Origin of the sequence: Pedobacter steynii (genome assembly GCF_001721645.1) — a bacterium.
Classification (GTDB): domain Bacteria; phylum Bacteroidota; class Bacteroidia; order Sphingobacteriales; family Sphingobacteriaceae; genus Pedobacter; species Pedobacter steynii_A.
The window spans coordinates 3,810,726-3,832,867 of the sequence record NZ_CP017141.1 but is presented as its reverse complement, the minus strand read 5'-3'; the positions used below and the strand labels follow the sequence as shown (position 1 = coordinate 3,832,867).

General features: G+C 41.4%; 20 protein-coding genes and 1 riboswitch. Of the genes, 6 read left to right on the top strand and 14 right to left on the bottom strand.

What is annotated here, in order from left to right:
* Together cobA and BFS30_RS15995 are read right to left on the bottom strand one after the other, a co-directional pair.
* Nucleotides 1-789 carry a uroporphyrinogen-III C-methyltransferase gene (cobA, locus tag BFS30_RS16000; protein WP_069380214.1) on the bottom strand — a complete coding sequence of 263 codons (789 nt, stop codon included), beginning with the start codon at nucleotides 787-789 and terminating at the stop codon, nucleotides 1-3.
* Entirely contained in the window at nucleotides 789-2,876 is a 2,088-nt protein-coding gene (locus BFS30_RS15995; RefSeq protein WP_069380213.1) for a HEPN domain-containing protein, read from the bottom strand. Before BFS30_RS15995 ends, cobA begins: the two co-directional genes overlap by 1 nt.
* 450 nt (nucleotides 2,877-3,326) lie before the next feature.
* Between BFS30_RS15995 and BFS30_RS15990 the strand changes: the two genes are divergently transcribed.
* On the top strand, nucleotides 3,327-4,517 hold the full coding sequence (locus BFS30_RS15990; RefSeq protein WP_069380212.1) for a metallophosphoesterase: 1,191 nt from the start codon (nucleotides 3,327-3,329) through the stop codon (nucleotides 4,515-4,517).
* 44 nt (nucleotides 4,518-4,561) lie between these two features.
* On the opposite strand, the gene BFS30_RS15985 is transcribed toward BFS30_RS15990, so the two are convergent.
* Nucleotides 4,562-5,725: a cysteine desulfurase family protein gene (locus BFS30_RS15985; RefSeq protein WP_069380211.1), complete on the bottom strand. Its 1,164-nt coding sequence runs from the start codon at nucleotides 5,723-5,725 to the stop codon at nucleotides 4,562-4,564.
* A 99-nt stretch (nucleotides 5,726-5,824) separates the two neighbouring features.
* A riboswitch (SAM riboswitch) is annotated at nucleotides 5,825-5,926 on the bottom strand.
* Nucleotides 5,927-6,130: 204 nt separating this feature from the next.
* On the opposite strand from BFS30_RS15985, the gene BFS30_RS15980 reads away from it, so the two are divergent.
* The 4 genes from BFS30_RS15980 (at nucleotide 6,131) to BFS30_RS15965 (ending at nucleotide 8,728) form a co-directional block, all read left to right on the top strand.
* Nucleotides 6,131-6,856, top strand: a complete 726-nt coding sequence (locus BFS30_RS15980; RefSeq protein WP_069380210.1) for a CDP-alcohol phosphatidyltransferase family protein — start codon at nucleotides 6,131-6,133, stop codon at nucleotides 6,854-6,856.
* On the top strand, nucleotides 6,856-7,302 hold the full coding sequence (locus tag BFS30_RS15975; RefSeq protein WP_069380209.1) for a GtrA family protein: 447 nt from the start codon (nucleotides 6,856-6,858) through the stop codon (nucleotides 7,300-7,302). The genes BFS30_RS15980 and BFS30_RS15975 overlap by 1 nt, the downstream gene beginning before the upstream one ends.
* A 104-nt stretch (nucleotides 7,303-7,406) precedes the next feature.
* The gene (locus tag BFS30_RS15970) at nucleotides 7,407-8,276 is read left to right on the top strand and encodes an AraC family transcriptional regulator (protein ID WP_069380208.1); all 870 of its coding nucleotides are present in this window, start codon (nucleotides 7,407-7,409) and stop codon (nucleotides 8,274-8,276) included.
* Nucleotides 8,277-8,287: 11 nt separating this feature from the next.
* Nucleotides 8,288-8,728 (top strand): DUF983 domain-containing protein, encoded by a 441-nt coding sequence (locus BFS30_RS15965; protein ID WP_069380207.1) that lies wholly within the window; start codon nucleotides 8,288-8,290, stop codon nucleotides 8,726-8,728.
* Between the two features lie 104 nt (nucleotides 8,729-8,832).
* Here BFS30_RS15965 and BFS30_RS15960 read toward each other — a convergent pair whose 3' ends face one another.
* Entirely contained in the window at nucleotides 8,833-9,633 is an 801-nt protein-coding gene (locus BFS30_RS15960; protein ID WP_069380206.1) for a helix-turn-helix transcriptional regulator, read from the bottom strand.
* A gap of 88 nt (nucleotides 9,634-9,721) precedes the next feature.
* Here BFS30_RS15960 and wrbA point away from each other — a divergent pair, with 88 nt between their 5' ends.
* Nucleotides 9,722-10,933, top strand: a complete 1,212-nt coding sequence (wrbA, locus tag BFS30_RS15955; protein ID WP_237028590.1) for an NAD(P)H:quinone oxidoreductase — start codon at nucleotides 9,722-9,724, stop codon at nucleotides 10,931-10,933.
* On the opposite strand, the gene BFS30_RS15950 is transcribed toward wrbA, so the two are convergent.
* The 10 genes from BFS30_RS15950 to tssR form a co-directional block, all read right to left on the bottom strand.
* Complete coding sequence (locus BFS30_RS15950; protein ID WP_069380205.1) at nucleotides 10,914-11,381, bottom strand: DinB family protein; 468 nt, start codon at nucleotides 11,379-11,381, stop codon at nucleotides 10,914-10,916. The two genes, wrbA and BFS30_RS15950, sit on opposite strands and share 20 nt — an antisense overlap.
* A gap of 25 nt (nucleotides 11,382-11,406) precedes the next feature.
* A complete protein-coding gene (locus BFS30_RS15945; RefSeq protein WP_069380204.1) occupies nucleotides 11,407-11,880 on the bottom strand; it encodes an acyl-CoA thioesterase in 474 nt (157 codons plus the stop codon).
* A gap of 84 nt (nucleotides 11,881-11,964) precedes the next feature.
* On the bottom strand, nucleotides 11,965-12,897 hold the full coding sequence (locus BFS30_RS15940) for a YeiH family protein (protein ID WP_069380203.1): 933 nt from the start codon (nucleotides 12,895-12,897) through the stop codon (nucleotides 11,965-11,967).
* 73 nt (nucleotides 12,898-12,970) lie between these two features.
* Nucleotides 12,971-13,867 (bottom strand): LysR family transcriptional regulator, encoded by an 897-nt coding sequence (locus BFS30_RS15935; RefSeq protein ID WP_069380202.1) that lies wholly within the window; start codon nucleotides 13,865-13,867, stop codon nucleotides 12,971-12,973.
* A 65-nt stretch (nucleotides 13,868-13,932) separates the two neighbouring features.
* Nucleotides 13,933-14,328, bottom strand: a complete 396-nt coding sequence (gene tssD / locus BFS30_RS15930; RefSeq protein WP_083252077.1) for a type VI secretion system tube protein TssD — start codon at nucleotides 14,326-14,328, stop codon at nucleotides 13,933-13,935.
* 260 nt (nucleotides 14,329-14,588) lie between these two features.
* The gene (locus tag BFS30_RS15925; RefSeq protein ID WP_069380200.1) at nucleotides 14,589-15,158 is read right to left on the bottom strand and encodes an NAD(P)H-dependent oxidoreductase; all 570 of its coding nucleotides are present in this window, start codon (nucleotides 15,156-15,158) and stop codon (nucleotides 14,589-14,591) included.
* A 145-nt stretch (nucleotides 15,159-15,303) separates the two neighbouring features.
* Entirely contained in the window at nucleotides 15,304-16,695 is a 1,392-nt protein-coding gene (locus BFS30_RS15920) for a DUF5458 family protein (protein ID WP_069380199.1), read from the bottom strand.
* A 36-nt stretch (nucleotides 16,696-16,731) separates the two neighbouring features.
* A complete protein-coding gene (locus BFS30_RS15915; protein WP_069380198.1) occupies nucleotides 16,732-17,178 on the bottom strand; it encodes a hypothetical protein in 447 nt (148 codons plus the stop codon).
* A gap of 73 nt (nucleotides 17,179-17,251) precedes the next feature.
* Entirely contained in the window at nucleotides 17,252-19,768 is a 2,517-nt protein-coding gene (locus BFS30_RS15910) for an ATP-dependent Clp protease ATP-binding subunit (protein ID WP_069380197.1), read from the bottom strand.
* 10 nt (nucleotides 19,769-19,778) lie between these two features.
* Nucleotides 19,779-22,136, bottom strand: coding sequence for a type VI secretion system protein TssR domain-containing protein (gene tssR / locus BFS30_RS15905; RefSeq protein ID WP_069380196.1), 2,358 nt, complete (start codon nucleotides 22,134-22,136; stop codon nucleotides 19,779-19,781).
* Nucleotides 22,137-22,142 lie beyond the last annotated feature (6 nt).

Below are 22,142 nucleotides of genomic sequence, written 5' to 3'. Positions count from 1 at the left end.
CTATTGTTCCTCTTTAAGCGCGTTGAAAAATTCCCTGATCGGCAGGAAAGAAGGATGTAAGGAAACTACCTCTCCAAACACAAGTAAGGCAGGTGCTTCAATTCCTTTTTCTTCTACTACTTCCACAATCGTATCTACAATGCCAATGGCAAGTTTCTCATTTTCTGTGGAGCCACTTTGAATCGCCGCAACCGGCAGCTGCCCTTTTCCTTCATTCTGGAAAAGCTTCACAATCTCTTTCAGCTTGCCTAAACCCATTAGTACAACTACTGTTGCTTTAGATCTGGCGGCTTCATAAAGATCGTTGGAGATCTTTCCCGAGGTCGTCGTCCCTGTTACCACCCAGAAGCTTTCGCTTAAGCCTCTGTGTGTGACCGGAATTTGTTGTAACCCGGGTACAGAGATTGAGCTCGATAAACCTGGAACAACGGTTACGGGAATGCTGTAACCAGCTGCGAAATCTAGTTCTTCATATCCCCTGCCAAAAACAAAAGGATCACCACCTTTTAAGCGCACCACATGCCCATAATTAATCGCATAGTCTACCATCAGTTTATTGATCGCATCCTGAGCGTAAGAATGTTCTCCGGAGCGCTTGCCCACATACACCTTGATGGCATCCGGGCCTGCATAATCCAATATGCCTTCATTCACTAAAGCATCGTACAAGACAACATCTGCAGATTTCAAGGCATTTGCCCCTCTCATGGTGATCAATTCAGGATCACCTGGTCCGGCACCTACCAGGGTAATCCTGGGTTCTTTATGATTTATATTTTGAGTGATCATTAAATTTTCTCCTCTCGTTTTGCAGTAATCTGTTGATAAAAATTCTCCACTTCGTTCAAATAAGCCGTAGCAAATTCCGCCGAAGGCTCGTTCTTGTTGATCTGTAACACCAGCTCGTTGAAGGTACTTTTTAATTTAACCTCGCCTGTTTCCACATAATGTGCATCAAACTCACGAATGACACCAATCTGCGTACTGCTGTTTACTCCCTTATCTAATAACAATGCTTTTGCACTATTTACAAATACAGCATAAGTATGATAAATGGCATCAGACCATGCTCCTGCTGCAAATGATGCCCTGGCCCAGCTCAGTTTCTCTCCTGCCTCTAAAAGCAAGGTCGCAACCAGGTCAATCACTACTCCGGCACATTCTCCCACGCCTATTGCCGTGTTAAAAATTTCCTCATGACCCCAGTCTACATATTCTTCATCCTTCAGATTGGTCAGATCGGCCAGTGGCTTTAACAACTGGTAAAAATAATCCTTCCCTTGTCTGTCGTAATAATGGTGAAAGCTTTCGCTGGCCTCTCCATTTGCACTAAAGTCATTTAAAATTGTTCTCAGTACAGCTGTAGCACGTTTTGAAGGTGCTTTAATTACTCTTTCCGCTACCCTTCCGATTCCATCACCTACTGTACCACCGCCCAACATCACCTGTACTGCCGGGACAACTTTCCCATTGGCCTTAACAGAACTGCCATGAAATCCGATATGTGCCAGACCATGCTGGCCACAGGAATTCATACATCCACTGATTTTAATCTTGATTTCTTTATCATAAATCAGTTCCGGAAATTCCTCATAAATCACTTCTTCCAGGGCAACCGAAAGGGACATGCTGTTCGAAATTCCGAGATTACAGGTATCTGTACCCGGGCAGGTCGTCACATCTCCAATACTGTCAAATCCAGGGGTTGCAAAATCCAACGCTTTCAGTTCTAAATATAGGGAAGGCAGAGCACCTTCTCTCACGAATTTTAATAATAATCCCTGATTTTGAGTAATACGGATCTCATCGGCAACATAAGGGGAAATCCCTTCCACCAGTTTACGTGCCCGATCTGTTTTAATATCACCGACAGGAACTTTCACATATACACCATAAAAACCTTTCTGCTTTTGTTCAACCACATTGGTTGCACGCCAGTGTTGATACTCCAGGGTATTGATAATATCAAGCTCAGGATATTCCAGCAAAGCCGGAGGCTCCGGCAAAGGAACAGTATCTCTGTCGATCGGAAAGGACTTGGATTTATTGGCGACTCTTTCTTCCTCAATTAACCTGAGCAATTCTTCGAGTCCCAGTTTCTGGACTAAATATTTTAAACGTGCTTTATTGCGGTTGGTTCGCTCTCCATAACGGTCAAACACCCTTAAAACAGACTCTGCATAAGGAATGATCTGGTCTTCCGGCAAAAAATCATGTACAAAACTCGCCAGGAAAGGTTGTGCGCCCAGGCCGCCACCCAGCATTACTTTAAAACCACGTTCTCCCTTTTCATTGATTTTTGGGATAAAACCAAGGTCATGAATATAGCTGTATGCAGTATCCTTTTCATCAGAGGAGAAAGAAAATTTAATCTTTCTACCCATCTCCTGACAAATAGGGTTTCTCAAAAAATAAGTAAAGAAAGCATGGGCATAAGGAGAAACATCAAACAACTCATTCGGATTAATTCCCGAATCCGGTGAAGAGGTAACATTCCTTACGGTATTACCACAAGCCTCACGAATGGTTACATCATCCTGTTCCAGCTCCTGCCACAACTGAGGGGTCCTGTCCAGGCTCACATAATGAATCTGAATGTCTTGTCTGGTAGTTAAATGTAGATTTCCACTTCCATACTCATCAGAAACATCCGCAATGCGCAAGAGTTGCTTAAAAGTTACTTTTCCAAAAGGTAGTTTAATACGTACCATTTGTACCCCCGGCTGCCTTTGTCCGTAAACACCACGGGCCAGGCGAAGGCTCCTAAATTTCTCTTCATGAATTTTCCCTTCACGGAATTCTCTGATCTTTTTTTCAAGATCAATGATATCCTTTTCAACAACAGGATTTTCTAACTCTGTTCTAAAACTTTGCATAGTACGTTTGGTCTTATTTGAAAAAAGCTCCTTCTGCCTGGGAGACTGAAGAAGCTTTTAAATATTTTTATTCTCTACAGCCGAAATCACTACCTACACATGCAGTGGGTAAACATCAGATTTCCGTTGTAAATTGTTTGGTTCATACAGCAAATATATAAAGTATATAGGTTTAGTCGTATATTGTATTTGTAAAAAATATGTAATAAGCTGTATTACAGTGATTTATTTTACATAAAAAGCAAACAAAAAATCTTCTTTTTTACTTATTAGTCCCTGATTGGCATCACCTTAAGCGCTTCTTAAGCCGGGTTATTACAGATCAGACATACACTTACGGATCATCAGCTGCACAAATTCATTTCGGCAATCATCTTAACAATGTCAAATTGGTTTTCATACACCTAAAATCAAGACTGATACAGTACTTTTATTTAGTTTAAAATTTCTATGAAGAGAAAAATCAATCTTTTACCTTTTGTTGTTATCGCAACATTTGTCTTTTTATTAAACTGGTATGTGCTCTCCGGAATCCAGACTTTAACGATCAGTACCTGGCTTAGCCCTGTTTTCTGGGGTTTCATTATTTTCATTACAGTTTCCCTCGCCTATTCTATTCAAAGGATGCGGGACAATGGAATGGATATTTTCTTTAAAATCACCACCCATACTTTCCTTGTATTACTGGCAAGTGAGCTGGTTTTTTTCATCGTCTTATTTCTGGGTGATGGTTACCGGTTGATTACAGGAGCTGCAAGAAATGTCTACTGGGTGGAGTTTGGACTGGTACTCTTTGGAATTACGGTACTCATCTTTTTATATGGTATCATCAGGGGAAAATATGCTTATCGTGTGATTAAACATACTTTATACTTCGATGATCTCCCTGAAAATTTTGATGGTTTTACGATCACCCAGATCTCTGACGTACATGCAGGTAGCTTCAAGAATGCTAAAGCGGTACAAAGAGGAATAGACCTGATTAAAGCGCAGAATTCAGATGTTTTTGTATTTACTGGCGACCTTGTTAACAATAAAGCAGAAGAGATTGTGCCATGGATGGGACATTTCTCGCAGGTAAAAGCACCCTACGGCCAGTTTTCCATTCTTGGGAACCACGATTATGGAGATTATGTAAAATGGGAAAACGAAACCATTAAACAAGCCAATTTACAGGATTTAAAAAGGCATCATGGCGAAATGGGTTATCGTCTTTTACTGGACGAACACGTTGCACTGGAAAAAGACGGCCAAAAGATCATCCTTGCCGGTGTTGAAAATTGGGGAATTGGATTTGGCGAACGTGGAGATCTGCATAAGGCCCTGACTGATGTTGACCCGAAAAGTTTTAAAGTATTACTCTCCCACGATCCTACTCACTGGGATTCAGAAGTCAAAAAATGGCCTTCGAAGATCCACCTCACCTTATCAGGCCATACCCATGGAATGCAGTTTGGAATGGAAGCTTTTGGCATCAAATGGAGTCCCGTTAAGTACAGATATGCACACTGGGCAGGTATAACCAGCGAAAATGGCCGGTACCTGAATATCAACAGGGGCTTCGGTTTCCTCGGTTTTTCAGGCAGAGTTGGCATCTGGCCGGAGATTACCGTGATTGAATTGAAAAAATCCAGGTTATAAAATGTCCCCCAGAAATAGCTTAACTTTTTGGGGGACTGTTTTTTTTAATAGGCTTCAGTAATTTCCAGCACCGCTTCTTTGATGTACAGGCCAGCCAGTTTTTCAACTGCAAAGTCAATTTCTTCTTCGGTATTATAACGACTAAAAGAAAAACGAAGTGTCGGTCTGCTGAAATCATAGCCTAAAGCAGCCAGCACATGCGATCCTGCACCAGAATGACTATTACAAGCGCTACCTCCTGAAGCCGAAATCTGATGCTGGTCCAGATAATGAAGAGGACTAATCCCGCTTTTCAAATCAGGGAGGGAGACACTCAATACACTATTCAGAGTCCCTTCATTCTGCGCTGAATTCCCGTTAAAAGAAATGCCAGGAATCTTTTCAGTCAGCCTGAAAATCATTCTCTCTTTCAGCCTGGCTAAATGTTTCTGGTTGCCTGCCTGATTTCTATAGGCAATTTCAAGTGCTTTGGCCAGACCAACGATTCCGGTTACATTTTCCGTTCCGGCTCTTTGCTTGTATTCCTGAGCACCACCATTGATTAAGGGCTGTAATTCAAGGGATGTGTTCCTGTATAGAAAGCCAATTCCCTTTGGCCCATGAAATTTATGCGCTGATCCTACCAGAAAATCAACATTTAACGATTGGGTATCGTACCGGTACTGTCCCATAGATTGAACGGTATCTGAATGAAAAACAGCCCGGTACTTGCTACAGACCGCTGCGATAGTTTCAATATCATTCAGGTTTCCAATCTCATTATTCCCGTGCATTACCGACACAAACGCCCGCTCATTGGCTGCAAGGAGCTGCTCCAGATGGGACAAGGAAAGCTTTCCCCTTTGATCATGTTTCAAATAGACGATCCGGATCTCTCCATTTTTTTCCAATGCCCTTAAAGTATGAAGCACCGCATGGTGCTCAAATGGAGTGGTAATGGCCAGGCGGATACCATTAGCACGAATACCGGAAAGGATCGCCGTATTATCGGCTTCAGAACCTCCGGAAGTAAAAACAATATTCCTCGGACTGGCGTTTAATAAATCCGCGATAATTCCCCTGGACTGTTCAATGGCTACTCTTGCTTCCCTCCCATGGAAATGAGAAGAGGAAGGATTACCGAAGTTTTCAAATAAGTAAGGCTCCATAGCCAAAAATACTTCTCTGTTTAATGGTGTTGTTGCAGCGTTGTCTAAATAAATTCTCATTTTAATGGGTTTAATAGATTAATAAAAATCTACTTAATCAGTTTCGAGAAATAAGGCAATGGATGAGTCAAAGAGAAACCACAAGCATGGGTTTCAAACAACTTATCTCTTCCGCCTTTGGCGGACAGGAATTAGCACCTTATTATTCAACAGGTTGCTAAGACATCACAGGGCCTTTCCCTCAGTCTTTCTGGATAAGTAAATAAATGTAAGAACTTTACTGTCAGCAAAGATACAATAAAGACTACTAATTCAATAGACTTTTTGTAAAAAAAAATTAAATCGAAGATTTTCAGTCATCCAATTGCTAGATCTACCTAACATTTAACTTTTTTTTCCTTAAAGTCAGGATTCATTTACATATTTTTGCGGGATATTCTAAAGGAATATAATTATACAGCCTGAATGGAAGAAAACAAATTGAGAGAAGAAGCGCGTCCGGTTACCGGCGACAACAGTATTTTAAAAAGAATATTCCAGGATAGAAAGCGAACTAATATTTTAAGTGGTGTAGAGCAAAGCACCATTTCCTATCTCGTTAAACGGGTTCCATCCTTTATTACTTCTGATATGCTGACCTTCATCGGTACAGCTGGTTCAGCGCTTGTCCTTACCGGATTTATCCTTGCCACCTATCTAAGCAGGGAATACTTATTGCTTGGGGTATTAGGACTGGCAATTAACTGGTTCGGTGATTCGCTGGACGGAAGGATTGCTTATTACAGGAATATCCCCCGTAAATGGTATGGCTTTTCCTTAGACATCATTATGGATTGGGCCAGTACCGTACTCATTGGCCTGGGTTATCTGGTTTATGCCAGAAATGAATATGAACTTATTGCTTTCGTTTTCGTGGTTCTTTATGGATGGGCAATGATCATTTCGCAACTGCGCTATAAAATTACGGATATCTATAGTATCGATGCAGGTCTGGTTGGTCCTACAGAGATCAGGATCATCCTTGCGTTGATTATAATTATGGAAGTCATTTTTGGACATTTAATAGAATATTTTGCTGCAGGAATCTGTATTACCTTATTTATTATTAATTTCATTGATACCAGGAAGCTGTTAAAACTTGGTGATATCAGAGATAAAGCAGAACGGGAAGCAAAGAAAAAAGCCATTTAATGAGTAGAAAGAAATCTGTATATGTATTTGCAAAGGCGCAGGTTTCAGCTTTCTTAGGCGGAATTCTGGATTACCTGATCATGATCGCCTGTACAGAACTGCTTCACATTCATTATACCATATCTATCGCCATTGGCGGCGTAATTGGTGCGATTGTTAACTTCTCGATCAACCGTTACTGGACATTTAATGCCAATCAGGCCAATAAATCACCTGTAGGCTTCCAGCTGGCAAAATTCATCTTTGTAGTTGCAGGAAGCATTGCGCTCAAGTCTTCAGGCACCTATCTTTTTACCAACTGGCTACGCCTGGACTATAAAATCAGCAGGATCATGGTAGATATCATCGTCTCCCTCGGTTTTAACTACATTTTACAAAAATATTGGGTCTTTAAAAAAACGGCCACAGAATTAAAAACACCACAGGAAGACGGAATAAAAGCCTGATATAGCCATTTCGATAAGAGTACAAAAATCACAATCAGTAAAAAGTACCATTTTATAAAGAATTAATACCCCTTAAGAATCAGGACTAAGGGGTATCTTTGTATATGAAAAATGATATCCCTGTTTACGACATCAGTACTTTTGAGGAATACAAAAATGCCGGTATCCTTGTCAGCAGGTTTGGGCATTATTCCAGGCAGTACCTGCACTTACATTCTGCTCACCGTCACTCCTTTTACCATTTGGTTTATTTTACCAGCGGAAGTGGCAGTCAGACCATAGATTTTCAAAATTACCCGGTAATGCCTGGTTTGATCTATTTCATGACTCCTGGTCAGGTTCATAGCTGGTCATTTAATACAGAGGTTGAGGGTTATATCATCAATTTTTCTGAGGATTATTTTAAATCCTTTTTGTACAATCCCTTGTATCTGGAGAATTTCAGTTTCTTTGATGAGCACTCCGGAGATGCAGTACTGGTCTTGCCAGCTGATGCGAGAGAAAAGGTTGCAGCCCTCTTTGAAGAAATACTAAATGAAGGAAAAGAAGCACGTGCATTTGATGCAGACCTGGTTAGGATATTGATGTTAAACATCTTTATTCAGGTTTCCAGAGGCTTGAGTTTAAAACAACAGACCCAAACCAATTCCTATAACCAGACCCTGCTAAAGAGTTTTAAGAAACTGATCGAAACTAATTTCGTTGAACTGAGGTTTCCTAAACAGTACGCCGAGTTGTTATATATTACTCCAAATCATTTAAATGCCTTGTGTAATGACCTTTTAGGTGTTCCAGCAGGGCAGCTTATCCGCGACAGGGTAATTTTAGAAGCTAAACGGCTATTGGTAAACATGGAACTTTCTATCGCTGAAATCTCGGAGAAACTCGCTTTTAGCGACCACTCCTACTTCATAAAATTCTTTAAAAAACAGGTGGGTACCACACCGGATAAATTCAGAAAACAAGACAATTAAAACACCTAGATATGAACAGCACCGATCAATTAAATCATACACCACACGTTTCTCAATGGTATGGCATTACCCATTCAAAATGCCCAAGATGCCGCGAAGGTAAAGTTTTCACCGGCGCAACCTATGGCTTCAAGGTGCAGAAGATGAACGAACGTTGTCCACATTGCGACTTGAAATTTGAACGCGAACCGGGATACTTTTATGTAGCAATGTTCGTGAGCTACGCCATGAACGTTGCCGAGATGATCTCCATGGCCGTTGCAGCCTATGTATTAGGCCTGCCATTAACTTATGAAAACCTGTGGTATTATGTAGGGATTCTATTGATTGGGGTATTTATATTCTCTCCTTTTAATTACCGTTACTCCAGAATGGTCCTTTTATATTGGTTATCGCCGGGACTAAATTACGATCCTTCGAAAGTAAATAAACAACCTTCTACGGTTCAATAATTCAACAACTCACTTTCCCCCGCAGGTGAAAGGGTTAGCAGGAAATCTCCTGTTGACCCTTTTTTAATTCCTACCTGCAGAAAATATAACCATCTCCTATCCCCTCAGGAAACCAGCATTTCCTGAGGACGGAGTCCAAGAACTTTATAAAAAGTATTGCTAAAGGTGGATACACTATCATAACCTACCTTGATGGCAACGCTCTTTACATTCTCCCCTGAAACAGAAAGTAACTCTACGGCTTTGATCATTTTATATAGTTTGATATATCCGGCAACGGTAATCCCGATATCCTGTTTAAAAAGTCTTTCCATTGTCCGGGCGGAAAGGTTAAACCGCTCCGCAACTTCAGGTATCTTAAGCTCACTCGCCATATCCCCTCCGGTTTCCACACAAGCGGTCAGGTAATCAATCATACTGGCAATTCTGGGATTCTGAGGAACAGGAAGAACCAGAGGTAAGGCGGCATTAAAGGTCAGCGGTAAAATCCCAACAAGCGCTTTAAGGAAATCCAGTTCCAGTGCATCCTCTTCTTCCAGACGGGACCATTGTTCCGTAAACAGAATCATTTCTCTCAATACCTTTGAAGTATGGAAGATATTCAATTCCTTAAAAAAGGGATTTTCGGCAGTTTTATTTAAAAATATGCAACGCAGATAAACCTGTTTTACCGGACTGGATGTCTTATGCACCAATCCAGAAGGAATCCAGGCACAATGATGGGTAGGCAATAAATAAGTCCTTTCTGCAGTATGCAGGTATTGCACTCCTTTTTCTACAAAAATCAACTGCCCCATATGGTGTGCATGCCATTCATCAGAAAACCTCCAATCGGCCTCATGCCATACGTAGGCCTCCTTCTGTACTGCATCAACCGTTAAATGGCAAAACCTTGCTCGCTCCATTTGTCGTATATTAACATGTTATTGGCAAATATAGACATTTAAAGACATCAGGTATTCCAGACCTTTGTGCCTATAAATCAATAATCACATGAATTCTATAAATTCAATGCGCATCAAAACAGGCATTTTTGTACTGCTTTCCCTGTTTAGCTGTTCATTACTAAAAGCGCAAAACAAAATGACAAGCACAGATTCAGAAATAAAGGTTCTGGTCCTTTTCAATACGGAGCATGGTGGAACCTATAAAATGGCAAAAGAGATGGCCGCCGGAATAGAAAAGCTACCTGGAGCTAAGGCCGTATTAAAACAGGTTCCTAGAATCAAACCCCTGGAAAATGAGGTGAAACAGGATTTTGCCAACATTCCTTATGCAACAATTGATGAATTACCTGAATATGATGGCATTGCTTTCGGCTCAGCAGTTCATTTCGGAAACATGTCTGCCGATATGCGTTACTTTCTGGATCAGTCCGTTGGCCTTTGGACTGCACATAAACTGGAAGGAAAACCTGCAACCGTGTTTATGTCGGCAGGAAGCGGAGCAGGGAGAGAAGGGGCAATATTGTCCTTCTGGAATACCCTTGCCGTACATGGGATGACGATTATCTCTCCCGGCATCATGGGTACATCAGAAATCGACAAGTCCATTCCTCAGGGAAATACTGTATTCGGGGCATCCTCTCTTGCTGCTGCAGTTGATGGCAACAGGCCCTCAAAAGGAGAACTACACATCGCTTCGCTGCAGGGTCATGCCTTGGCTAAAGCAGCAAAAGGATATCAGCTTACAAAGAAGGACATCCCTCCTTTATCTGCCTCCCCGGCATCCGGAAGCCCGAAACCTGGTCGTATTGAAGCAAAATTAAAAGCCCTGAATATACAACTACCTGATGCACCTGCCCCTGTAGGAAATTACAAACCTTTCCGGATTTCCGGTAAACAGGTATTCATCAATCAGATTGCCTTAAAGGCAGGAAAAGTCGAACATCCGGGAATGATAGACAGGGAGGTAACAGAAGAACAGGCAAAGCAGGCCACCCGTCAGACCTTGTTAAATATCCTTGCAGTATTAAAGCAGGCTGCTGGCGGAGACCTGGACAAGGTCAAACAAGCCGTACAGCTCACGGGATTCTTTTATACTGCCGCAGGATATACCAAACATGCCGTACTGATGAATGAAGCCTCCAACTTATTGGTAGAGATTCTTGGCGAGAGTGGAATGCATACCAGGGCTACCCTTGGTGCCTCCTCCCTGCCAATGAATTCTGCCGTGGAGATCCAGGCTATTTTTGAACTGGAGTAGCCGCAGTGCTCAGCAATCTTCTATGATAGTTGATCTGACCGGTATGATAGGCCAGATGAGCCAGTAGATGACACAACATAAAGTCAATCGTCTGGCCTTCATATACGTCTTTGATCAATTTAGGATAAGGAGCTTGTAAGTCATCGATCTGCTTAATGCTCTCGATAACTTCTGCTTTCAGGGCATATAGTTCTTTCAGGAGTTCTTCGTAACTGAACCTCCTGGAATTAAACTCCGCGTCTCTGTCGCGCACATATGGAAAACCGGCAAGCGGCTCGGTCACAAAGGTTTTTAAATTCCCAATCAGATGTTGGGCAAGGTGTCCTGCAGAGTTGCTAATCATTGGGGCAACCAGCCAGATTTCTTCCGCTTGGACATAAGCCTCCATTTCGGTAATTAATCTTTGTAAATCTCTGTCGTAAATATGGATATAATCGTTTTGATTCATGTTTATATATGTTTATTATAAATTGCTACTCGTTAAAATAATATTGCATTTCCTGGTTGATTTCCTTCCTCATGTCTGCCAGGCGGATGGCATATTTCTGAAGTGCTTTTTCTTCTTCTGTTTCAGGAACCCATTCCGGAACAGGCACTGTTTTCCCGGCATCGTCTACCGCTGCAAAAACAATCACACAATGGGTTGCCTTTGTTTCCACCTTTGTCTTGGGGTTAATGGTCATGATATCGACCCCGATATGCATACTTGTTCTTCCCGTATACAGAATCCTGGCCTGGACCTCTACAATGTCGCCGATATGGATGGGGTTTACAAAACGTATACCTCCAACATAAACGGTTACACAATATTGACTGCTGTATTTCACCGCACAGGTATAAGCGGTCTGGTCAATCCATTTCATCACTGCCCCACCATGAACTTTACCACCAAAATTTACATCTCCAGGTTCGCTTAAAAAGCGAAAAGTGACCATATTTTTCTGCATAACTATCTGAATAAAGAATGAACTTAAGATTTTTAAATTTCCCTTATTTATTGCTTTTATCCTAAATAAAAACACTTTCTTTTGTTAAATCAAGCTCATAATTGCCCATAGAGAAAAAGAAGAAATAGCGATCCACAAGATCAGTCCCTGCAAAAATGGCTTGACGCCGACCACACGGACCACCTTAAAAGACAATCCGGTCCCGATAAGGAACAAGGTCAATGTCAGTCCTGATTTAGCAATCATCAGCATATATGGTGCAATAACCCGCACTGAAGGAAGAAAAGTATTGGCCAGCATGGCCAGAATAAACAGCCCTATGAAATAAGGCAATTGAATTTTACAACGCTCACTTTTAAAAAGAAAAGCCGTTCCAAAAGCTACCGGAACAATCCAAAGTGCGCGGGCCAGCTTAACTGTTGTTGCGACTTGCAATGCTTCTTCTCCATATTTACTGGCTGCCCCTACCACAGAACTGGTGTCGTGAATGGCAACGGCACACCACATTCCGAACTGAGTTTGCGACAGGCCCAATAAATGCCCAATGGCAGGAAACAGAAACAAAGCCAGAGAATTGAGGATAAATACAATCCCCAGGGAAACAGAGATCTCTTTCTCTCCCGCTTTCATTACAGGCGATAATGCCGCGATTGCACTCCCCCCGCAGATGGCTGTTCCCGCAGAAACCAGATAAGAAGTCTTACGCTCTATTTTAAAGACCTTGCCAAGAATAAAACCGAGTACCAATACCCCTGAAATGGAAATAACGGTAAACAAAAAACCTTCTTTTCCAGCCTTCGCCGCAGAAAATACATTCATCCCAAACCCCAGGCCTACTACCGAGATTTTCAATAATAAATTGGTTACTTTTTGGTTTAAATGAAGATAAGGGTGTTTCATTACCTGCGCCAATATCAATCCCATCAGCAAAGCCAATGGCGGCGACATAAAGGGCATCAGACAACACAATGCTGCGGCTAAAAAAACAACTTTCCGGGTATTCAGACTTCGTTCCATAATCTCTTAATTGATTGGGAACAAAAGTCCGGATCGTGGCCTTAGCGGTCAAATTGCTAATGTTTATCGCCCATTACCTCAGGTTATAGGCCAACTGGGCATGACGTAAGAATATTTCTGATAAACCATCCAGCTTTCCCTGAAGATGAATGAAATAGAAATAACGTTCGATACTCAATCCTGCTATATCGATGATATGAAGACTTCCGTTTTGCAGTTCTTTGGCAAGCCCGTGAATAGAAATAAATGCCAGACAGGAAGAATTCATCAGGTAAGATTTAATACTTTCAGTACTCCCCAGCTGAATCTCCATCTTCAGATCAGCCATTTTCAGGCCCAGCTCTTTTAAGGCATGGTCGATCACCTCCCGGGTTCCGGAACCTTGCTCCCGCATCACAAAGGAATGTAATTTCAATGCTTCTGCGGTTAAAACACCTTTTCTAGCCAGAGGATGGTCTTTACTGCAGACCAATACAATTTCATCCCTGATAAATTCCGTATAGCTGATTTCCTGATTTTTGGATTTCCCTTCTACAATACCTAAATCAATTTCTTTATCCAGCAAGGCCTTTTCAATCTGTTCGGTATTTCCATTAACCAGATTGAGCCTGATGTCTTCAAACTTCTTCTTAAATCCCGCCAATAATGGCGCAATAATATAATGGGCAATAGTGGTACTGGCCCCCAGACTTAAGGCACCTTCTTTTTTATGAACAAGAGTGTTCATATCAAAATCAATATTGCGATAAATGGCAAAGAGTGTTTCGGTATGGCTAAGCAGCAGATCTCCGGCAGGAGTGAGTTGAATCGTATTGCCTTTACGCTCAAATAATTTATTATTATACTGCTGTTCTAACTCGTGGATGTGCTTGGTTACAGCTGGTTGGGTAATAAACAAAGCAGTAGCTGCTTTGGTAAAACTGAGCCGCTTGGCTACGGTATAAAATACTTCTAAACGAAAATCCGACATGTTGATTCTTCAAATACTAATTCATGTCATCCGGTTAAGCAGGATGACATGAATTGATTTAACAATTAAGCCTTTGGCCAATCGTTGGTATGCTCGGCATTGCCAAGCTTTAATTTTCTCGCAGAAATCACAAAACTTAAAGTCATAGGAGTTTTATCATGAACAGCAATACCTTCCGTGTATTGGATGATATAACCATCTTCAAAGGAAAGTTCTTTCATTTTTGCATCTTCTTCACCTCTTTTAAAGATGATGTTACCTGATAATGCTTTGTATTGATTGTTTACCATTGATTCCACAACTGAAGTATCTTCTGTTGATTCTACTTCAATGTGAATTGTTCCACCATAAACACCTGATGACGGACGTCCTTTTGCGTCCACATCTCTGTTTAAGGAAAAACTGCATTGCAGCACATCGAATTCTTTGGATCCTAGAGTCAATCTGGTTTTAAAAGCCATGATAGTATTATTTTAAATGGTGTGATAATGTTTAAATTGAGCTATGCTTTCAGACAGCCATTGAGATGCTCCGTATAACCAGGCTTCACTAGGTGAATATTACCATTATACGCCCGGAAACAAGAACTATGAAATACGTCATACTCCTTGCCCGAAAAATTCAATCTTGCTTTGAAAGCCATAACTTTATTTTTGGGTGAAAATTTTTACTACTGACCGCAATATTAACAAAAATATTGCCAATACCCTAAACAGGGGGCCTACATTAATTTCGATCCAAAGCTCTCCAGTTTCCTAAGCCATTTCTTACTGTAATCATTATCAAGCGAATACAACTGACCGATTGTACTCGTATGTACCGGATGAAAACGACAGTTTTCAAAGACATTTCTTTTTATAGATAAATAGGTTACTTTTTTGTCTTGTTTCCAATATTCAAAAGTCTCTTCATCTAATATGGAGATGATACGCGCAGATTTCCCGCTGAAATTATTGCTGATGTTCTGGAATTTGGAAGTAAAAACCTGGTCAGGCATAAAAAGACGGTCGAAAAAGCCTTTTATCCTTGTGGGAATAGAAGACAAATAGACCGGACAGAACAAGACCACATGATTTGCCCACATGATCAGGTCCAATGCACGTTTCAGATCCGGCTCCAGTTCAGGAACACGGTTATTGAATTGCTTATTTGAATTAAAGATCAGATCAATAATTGCAATTTCCTTTACATGTGCACCGGCTTCCAGAGCTCCTTTATGGTAAGCCTGGATCAGGTGGCTTGTAGCAGCAGTCTTTTCAGGATCACCATTGATGATCAATACTTGTTTCATTTATTCCCCAACCTAAGTAAACATTGAGGTGCTAAATTATAAAGAAATTGTTAAGTCAGGAAATGCAATCCGGGTATAAAAAGAAATCCGGAGCAGATTTATTCAATCTGTCCGGATATTCTTTAAATAAGAAAAATATTATTGGCTATTGCTGCGCATATTCTGAACTCCAGGTGGTTTCTTCATCCTCTCCTTTCTGACCATCAAGTTTCACCACGAAACTTTTTGCAGGGAAATAAGGAGTAATGTGAATATCCAGATGGATTTTATCTTTCTGTACTTCATCACGTTCAAAACGCATGATTTTGAATCGTTCAATCAGACGTTCAGGTCCCTGAATGCTATCCAGGAATTTCACAATCTGTCCGCGAAGGTCCTGTTCTGTTTTAGAAGTCCAGTTTTCGAAAGCCCTTCTGTTTAAGAAGTCGAACAATACTTTGGTTACATAGTCAAACACACGAACAACAGAATAAGTCTGTAATCCGATGTTATCTCCATTAAACAGCGTTTTAGCAGAGAAGGCCATTACTTTACCATATTCGTTCACCATGGGCACTAAACCAATACGCTCCAGGTGGGAGATTTCGCTTTTCTTCAGGTCGAATTTCACACCATCCACATCGTTGATCGCACCATGCTTTTTACCTGCAGTCACCTGCGACATCAATGTATAATACATTTTACCGGCCAAAGCTGCTGATCCGGGCACAGTCAGGTCATCCTCTTCACCCACTTCTGCTACTTTACCCCGGCCTACTAACCAGTTACAAGTCATGATGGTATTTGATTTGAAAGCATCGCCACCGGTTAAGTTGGCAGAGGTAAACAAATCAATCACGTCATCAGGCTGATCAAGATCCGCGAAATCAGTAACCAGCATCGCTTTGTTGTCGTAGGCAATCTTACTCCATTTTTCTACAACCTTATTAGAGCCCATATAACCTGGAATTACCATTAAAGAGTAGTTTTCGCGAAGATCCAGCCTATCGTATTTTTGTTTCAGCTCATCACTCACATAATCGATAAACCTTGGGTTATCCAGATCTTTGATCTGGTCCATAGAAGCGTTCATCATGATCACATTTTTCACCTTGTCTGCCTCTGTATTTTGGTAAAACAGGTTTACAGAACGGTAAGCCTGCTCCAGTTCTTTAGTGCTTTCCAACGCCGAAGCAATGTTCTTATTCAGGTTTTCTTCTGCGTTTTTTAATTTTTCTGTACTCTTATCTACCATCGAAGCCACAGAATCCGAATCTTCCAATACATCAATCCAAAGCTGGATTTTCTTTTTCAGTTCATCTCTTTCCTTTTTCTTTTCATCACCAGTCAAAAAGATCTGTTTCCTTGCCTTTCTTTCCGGATTTAAATTCTGTAAACCATCTACTGTTGCTTCCAACAAATCAAACCCACCTACCCTGGCCAGTTTATCTAAACTCTCCTGAAGGGAAAGCTTAGCTTTACTTTGCTTTTCTGCCGGCTTAAACGCCGTTTCCTGTGATGAATCCTGTGCTATTTTTTGTTCTTCTGGAGTTGCCATGCTAATATTTTTAAATCGTTCTCTGGGATCACTGAATTATTTATTCTCTTCTAATTCAGCTACAAAATTTTTCAAAGCACTTATAAAAGCACTTTTAGTTTCTTCGTCATCAAGCGTCGCTTTTAAAGTCTTGTTAGACTTCAGTTGCTTGATCACATTCAGGGACATTTCCCTTTCAATATTCACATTGCTCAAATGGTTACTTTGAACAATGATATTTTTTACGGCAAAATCGCCAAGATTTGTGAAATGAAGTGTTTCAGGTACCGTAGAACCGTCTTCTCTTTCAAATGCCACATTCACCTTCGGCTTGTAATGGTTAAAAACCTCCTGAACAGTTTTTAAACCCTCTACTTTTTCAGGTTTGATAGGTTCATTGTCGGTCAGCTTCTGTATGAATAAAGTTTTGTTATAGGCAATGTCTGCAAACGCTTCGGAGGTATCGATTTTTCTTTCGTTACCGCCAATTTCATAGTTAAACATAGTATTGATATTTAAGGGTTTAAGATCTTTAATTATTAAAAATATTGAATTTAATTAAGAAAACATTAATTACTTATATTTTGTTTTCCAGCTCAGTTACTGCACTTTGTTCGATAATCTCCCATACCAGGCGCTCCTCATTCTCGTGTTTTTTTATGACAATCACGTTTCCTTTCTTCAATTCTCCTGATATGATATATTTGGAAATCGGCCTTCTCAGCTCATTTCTGATTACTCCAGACAGCTGTCTCGCCCCATATTTAGGGGTAAAACCACTTAAAGCCAGCATTTTTACAGCTTCCTTCTCTATCTCAAAAGCAATCCCCTGCTTGTCCAATGCTTCAATTAAGCTCTTTAGCTGAATTTCAAATATCCGGACCACATTGTGCTCAGAAATCGGCGCAAAAGGAACAATCTCAGATAAACGGGCTAAAAATTCCGGCCTGAAATGGCGGGCCATAATTTCCATCAGCTGTTGTGAGGTAGGGATTTCTCCCTTAGCCACCTGCTCGGCAATCCACTCGCTCCCGATATTGGAGGTAAATAAAATCAGGGAATTGGAAAAATCACCTTCTTTTCCCAGTCTGTCGTGCATATGGCCTTCATCGAGGATCTGAAGAAAAGTATCAAATACCGAAGGATGTGCCTTCTCGATCTCATCAAACAACAAAACCGAATAAGGTTGCTGCCTGATTTTATTCACCAGCAAACCACCTTCTTCATACCCTACATACCCTGGAGGCGCTCCATAAAGTAATGCAGCAGAATGCTCCTCCTTGAATTCAGACATGTCAAACCGGATCATTGCCTTTTCATCATTAAAAAGAAACTCTGCAATGGATTTCGCCAGTTCCGTTTTACCGGTCCCTGTCGGGCCTAACAAAAAGAACGATCCAATCGGCTGTCCTTTTTTGTTTAAACCACTCCGTGATTCCAGAATTGCATCAGACACTGCTCTGAGCGCCTGATCCTGCCCCACTACCCTTCTCTTCAGAAATTGCTCCATATTCAGCAGCTTTTCCTTTTCCTGAGCCTGAATTTTCCCTAAAGGAATTCCGGTTTTATAAGAAACGACAGCAGCAATATCCTGTTTATGTACCTCATCTGTTTTTTGTCCGGCAAGCAATTTTAACGCAGTCATGTTTCTGGACAGATAGTCATGGTACTCTTCAATTGTTTCAAAGGCTTCTACCTGTGTCTCGTCGGTAAGCTGACCAAGAAGCACCGGGCTCACCTTATCCTGCATCTGACTGTACAGCCACCTGTAATCGGCCAGCCGGATTTCCTCTTCCCCCTCTGCATTTTCCAATTCAGTAAGCCTGGTCGATAATTCCTCTAAAACTTTATCGGATGTATCATTCATCATTTTCATGGCTGCCATGGTACGGTCCAGCAAATCAAAAGCTGAATCCGGAAGACGCCTGTCTTTCATATAACGCTTTGCCAGTCGTACACAATCCGGAATAGCGTCCGGCTGAATTTTCAGCTGGTGATGTTCTTCGTATTTTTCTTTCAGTTTCTCCAGCATTTTAATCGCTGAAGCTTCATTGGGTTCATTCACCTGCAGCACTTCAAACCTCCTGCTGAAAGCCTGTTCCGGCTCTATGATTTTGCGGTACTCATCAATGGTTGTCGCCCCGATCACCGTAATCTCTCCTCTGGCCAGTTCCGGTTTCAGCAAATTGCCTACACCGCCGCCAATCGGACCTTTATTATCCAGCAGCGTATGGATCTCATCAATAAACAAAACCGCTTTATCAAACTGCTTAATCTCTTTCAAAATGTTCTTTAACCTATCCTCAATCTCTCCCTTATAGGAAGCTCCGGCAATTAAAGAACCCAGGTCCAGTTCAAAAAGCTGTACCCCCTTCAGTAAGTCAGGAACATTATCTGCAATCACATCCTGTGCAAAGCCATCTACAAGTGCTGTTTTACCGACCCCTGCATCACCGGTAATGATCACGTTCGGTTTTGTACGCCTGCAAAGAATCTCCATGATCATTCGCGCTTCCCTGTCTCTTCCAATGATAGGATCCGTTTTTCCATCTCTGGCCATCGCTATCCGGTCATTACAATACTTGTGAAGCGCCGACGCTGCTCCTGATGTTTTGGCTTCCTTACCTGCTGCTCCGGCTGGTGATACCACCTGCTGGATTTCTTCGTCCTTGATATATAAATCCAGCAACTCTCTTTCCTTGATCGGGAAGGATTTCAACTGGTCCGGCTTAAACCCGACAGTTGGCTTACACAATGCAGTAAGAATACATACCGGGGTAATCAGGTCCAGCCCAAGCTTGATCCTGATGTGATCCGCCTCTTCGAAAACTTTAGCAATCTCGGGGCTTCCCTTTACCTCATCTGCAGCGGCAGCCGTTTTGTCCAGCTCTTCAATTCTGACTTCCGCCCATTCGCTGATGTACTCCTCGTCCTTTCCAATGGAAGTTAAAAAGCTTCTCAATCCCACATCCTTATGCATCAATCCTTTTAACAGGTGTGCCGCAGTAAATTCCGGGTTATGGTATTCCTTAGCCAGGGATTGTGCCACCCTGATCGCCAATTTTACTGATTCACTGATATTTGTAAGGCTCATAATCTAAATACTAAGGGTTTGCTTTTTCAACAGGCGTTATAAAATTCTGCTCTGTTACATAATAATAAGTCTTTCCGTTTGAGATAAACTGCTGACCAACCTGAGTGCTTCTTTTCACCCTTTCGCTGGAACTCATCAGGAATTTCAAATAGTTCTCAAAATCAACCTGAGGCATTTTATTTTTTCTTTTCAGATCTACTACCGTGTACTTATTTAGCAGCTCATTCTGTATCGGCAAACCCGTTACAGTTCTGAAATATTTTGCAAGGCTCATCGCCTTAATGTCTCCTTTAGAGATTTCCATATCCAATAGCTGACGCTGAATATTGATGTAATTCTTTACCAGTTTACTCCTGAAAGACGACTGATCCGGTTGAAGGTTCTGACCGATCATCAAAGAAAAAATATCATTCAACTGCTTGTATTCCATGGTATTTAAAACCACGGCATATTGTAATAACGATTTATTCTTAGCTACAATATCTTCAGGAACAGAATTGGTCATATAGTATTTGAACCCGTTATGTGGCATTTTATCTGCCACATCTCCATAAACCGGAGCCTCTAACTGGGATTCTACAGTAACAGATAGGTTTTTACGCTCAATTCCGGTTAAACGGAATGCACTATCCAGAGAGCTGATCTGGCTATTAATATCCAGGTCCGTTTCTTTGATGAAACGTTTCAGGGCCGCATTCATTGATTCTGCAGAATTTACTGAACCTTTGGTTGGGAAAACTACCCCACCCTGCACCAGACTGTTTTTTGGATAATCCAGATAATAAGAGATCGAATCCAACTGACTCGTGTTATAAGCCTGTGTGCTGTTTAAGCCCTCTCCTTTTACCAGAAATCTTTTCTTTCTGTCTGCGGCATATACCGCAGCCTCAGAGACTAATTTTTTAGATTGTAATACGAAATTATTGAACAGCTGATCGTAATCGCTATACATTTGAATGGCCAGTAACCGGGCATCTACCTGAGCAAAATCCTCTGTCAGTTGATTCACACGATATTCTGTCGCGGCTTCATTCCCGGTACTACCGATCAATACGATCAGGTTGGTTTCATTGTGATGGTTTTTCAACAGGTTCAATCCGGCTTTGATCCCGTCGTAAACCGGCTGATGTGCAATACGACCATTACATCCTTCTGTTTTCTTTGCTTCTTTTGAAAGGAAGGTCATGAGCTTGCGGTAGTCAGGAGATAAAGAAGGAGAACTTAGAATCCCTGTTGTGGCGCAACTCACCCCATCTCTGTAAACCACTGCCCCATAGCTTAGCGTATGTTTTTTACCATACTCATTGAAAACATTCTCAAAAGATTGTATGGTATTTGTTAAACCGGAGAAATACTTCGTCATCGGACTTCCGCCGTCCACCACAAATACCACATTGATTTTATGGATATTCTTTCTCAGGTCGAGATAGCTCAGATACGGCAATGGAGAACCACTGATGGTAATCAGCTTATTATCAGACTTATTATAAACATCTGCTGCAGTACCCAAAACCAAACGTCCGTTACCTTCATCAGCCACAACTGGTGAGCTTCTCAGGATCACGTCATTAGTACCCAATAGCGGGTCCATATGTACGCCATGAAGGGCAAAAGAAACGGAGTCACTTTGTTCGTAAGAATCCATTTGCAAAGGAGAAATGAATAACCTGTTTCCCCAGTTATGAACCGCATCAGCTGCAATCCATCCATAAATACTTTTTCTGGCACTATCTGCAATCAGCTGATCTTCATTCCCTATGAGGTATTTCTTTCCATCTTCAGATTTTTTGAAAATATAAGTGATTTCATGAAGCCTTACTTTTGCCGACCGTTGTTTCAATTCCGGAGAGCTGTACACGTAAGCAGAATCTGTCTGATCATAATAGAACCTGGACTCTGTCATCGGCATCTTTCCGTTGATCACCGCAATAGATTTTTCCGGATAACCGGATTTCTGGTTGGAATAAGAACGTTGCCAAAGCAATAGTTTGGATTTTGGAATCCAGCCATAACTGATGGCACTCTTTTTATCATTGATTTTTCTGCCCCTGATCATTCCTGCTTTATATTTGATCAGCTTTAAGTACCCGTTTTCTTCTTTGGATACATAGAAAGGCTCCATAAAGTTCAGTTTCTTCATGATCAGACTTCCGCCGGGTGCAGTAGTGGTATAATTTTCATCCCTGTCGGAAAAAACAATCCAGGGTAAATTTGTGGCTTTGCCTTCTGAACCTAAATCAGTGGTTGGGGACGGCTTTTCGAAAGCCTTGGGCATATATTTTACTTTTTTCCCAAATGCTGCCGGCGACTGTGCCATTACAAGCGCAGTTTGGGTAATGAGTACAAATAGAGAGATAATTCGTTTCATAAATAG

Excerpts from the sequence above, each read along its gene's own strand:
- BFS30_RS15995 (WP_069380213.1), bottom strand. The coding sequence starts at position 2,876 with ATGCAAAGTTTTAGAACAGAGTTAGAAAATCCTGTTGTTGAAAAGGAT.
- wrbA (WP_237028590.1), top strand. The coding sequence starts at position 9,722 with ATGAATTCTATAAATTCAATGCGCATCAAAACAGGCATTTTTGTACTG.
- tssR (WP_069380196.1), bottom strand. The coding sequence starts at position 22,136 with ATGAAACGAATTATCTCTCTATTTGTACTCATTACCCAAACTGCGCTT.
- BFS30_RS15975 (WP_069380209.1), top strand. The coding sequence starts at position 6,856 with ATGAGTAGAAAGAAATCTGTATATGTATTTGCAAAGGCGCAGGTTTCA.
- BFS30_RS15970 (WP_069380208.1), top strand. The coding sequence starts at position 7,407 with ATGAAAAATGATATCCCTGTTTACGACATCAGTACTTTTGAGGAATAC.
- cobA (WP_069380214.1), bottom strand. The coding sequence starts at position 789 with ATGATCACTCAAAATATAAATCATAAAGAACCCAGGATTACCCTGGTA.
- BFS30_RS15950 (WP_069380205.1), bottom strand. The coding sequence starts at position 11,381 with ATGAATCAAAACGATTATATCCATATTTACGACAGAGATTTACAAAGA.
- BFS30_RS15990 (WP_069380212.1), top strand. The coding sequence starts at position 3,327 with ATGAAGAGAAAAATCAATCTTTTACCTTTTGTTGTTATCGCAACATTT.
- BFS30_RS15960 (WP_069380206.1), bottom strand. The coding sequence starts at position 9,633 with ATGGAGCGAGCAAGGTTTTGCCATTTAACGGTTGATGCAGTACAGAAG.
- BFS30_RS15980 (WP_069380210.1), top strand. The coding sequence starts at position 6,131 with ATGGAAGAAAACAAATTGAGAGAAGAAGCGCGTCCGGTTACCGGCGAC.
- BFS30_RS15910 (WP_069380197.1), bottom strand. The coding sequence starts at position 19,768 with ATGAGCCTTACAAATATCAGTGAATCAGTAAAATTGGCGATCAGGGTG.
- BFS30_RS15935 (WP_069380202.1), bottom strand. The coding sequence starts at position 13,867 with ATGTCGGATTTTCGTTTAGAAGTATTTTATACCGTAGCCAAGCGGCTC.
- BFS30_RS15915 (WP_069380198.1), bottom strand. The coding sequence starts at position 17,178 with ATGTTTAACTATGAAATTGGCGGTAACGAAAGAAAAATCGATACCTCC.
- tssD (WP_083252077.1), bottom strand. The coding sequence starts at position 14,328 with ATGGCTTTTAAAACCAGATTGACTCTAGGATCCAAAGAATTCGATGTG.
- BFS30_RS15965 (WP_069380207.1), top strand. The coding sequence starts at position 8,288 with ATGAACAGCACCGATCAATTAAATCATACACCACACGTTTCTCAATGG.
- BFS30_RS15945 (WP_069380204.1), bottom strand. The coding sequence starts at position 11,880 with ATGCAGAAAAATATGGTCACTTTTCGCTTTTTAAGCGAACCTGGAGAT.
- BFS30_RS15985 (WP_069380211.1), bottom strand. The coding sequence starts at position 5,725 with ATGAGAATTTATTTAGACAACGCTGCAACAACACCATTAAACAGAGAA.
- BFS30_RS15940 (WP_069380203.1), bottom strand. The coding sequence starts at position 12,897 with ATGGAACGAAGTCTGAATACCCGGAAAGTTGTTTTTTTAGCCGCAGCA.
- BFS30_RS15925 (WP_069380200.1), bottom strand. The coding sequence starts at position 15,158 with ATGAAACAAGTATTGATCATCAATGGTGATCCTGAAAAGACTGCTGCT.
- BFS30_RS15920 (WP_069380199.1), bottom strand. The coding sequence starts at position 16,695 with ATGGCAACTCCAGAAGAACAAAAAATAGCACAGGATTCATCACAGGAA.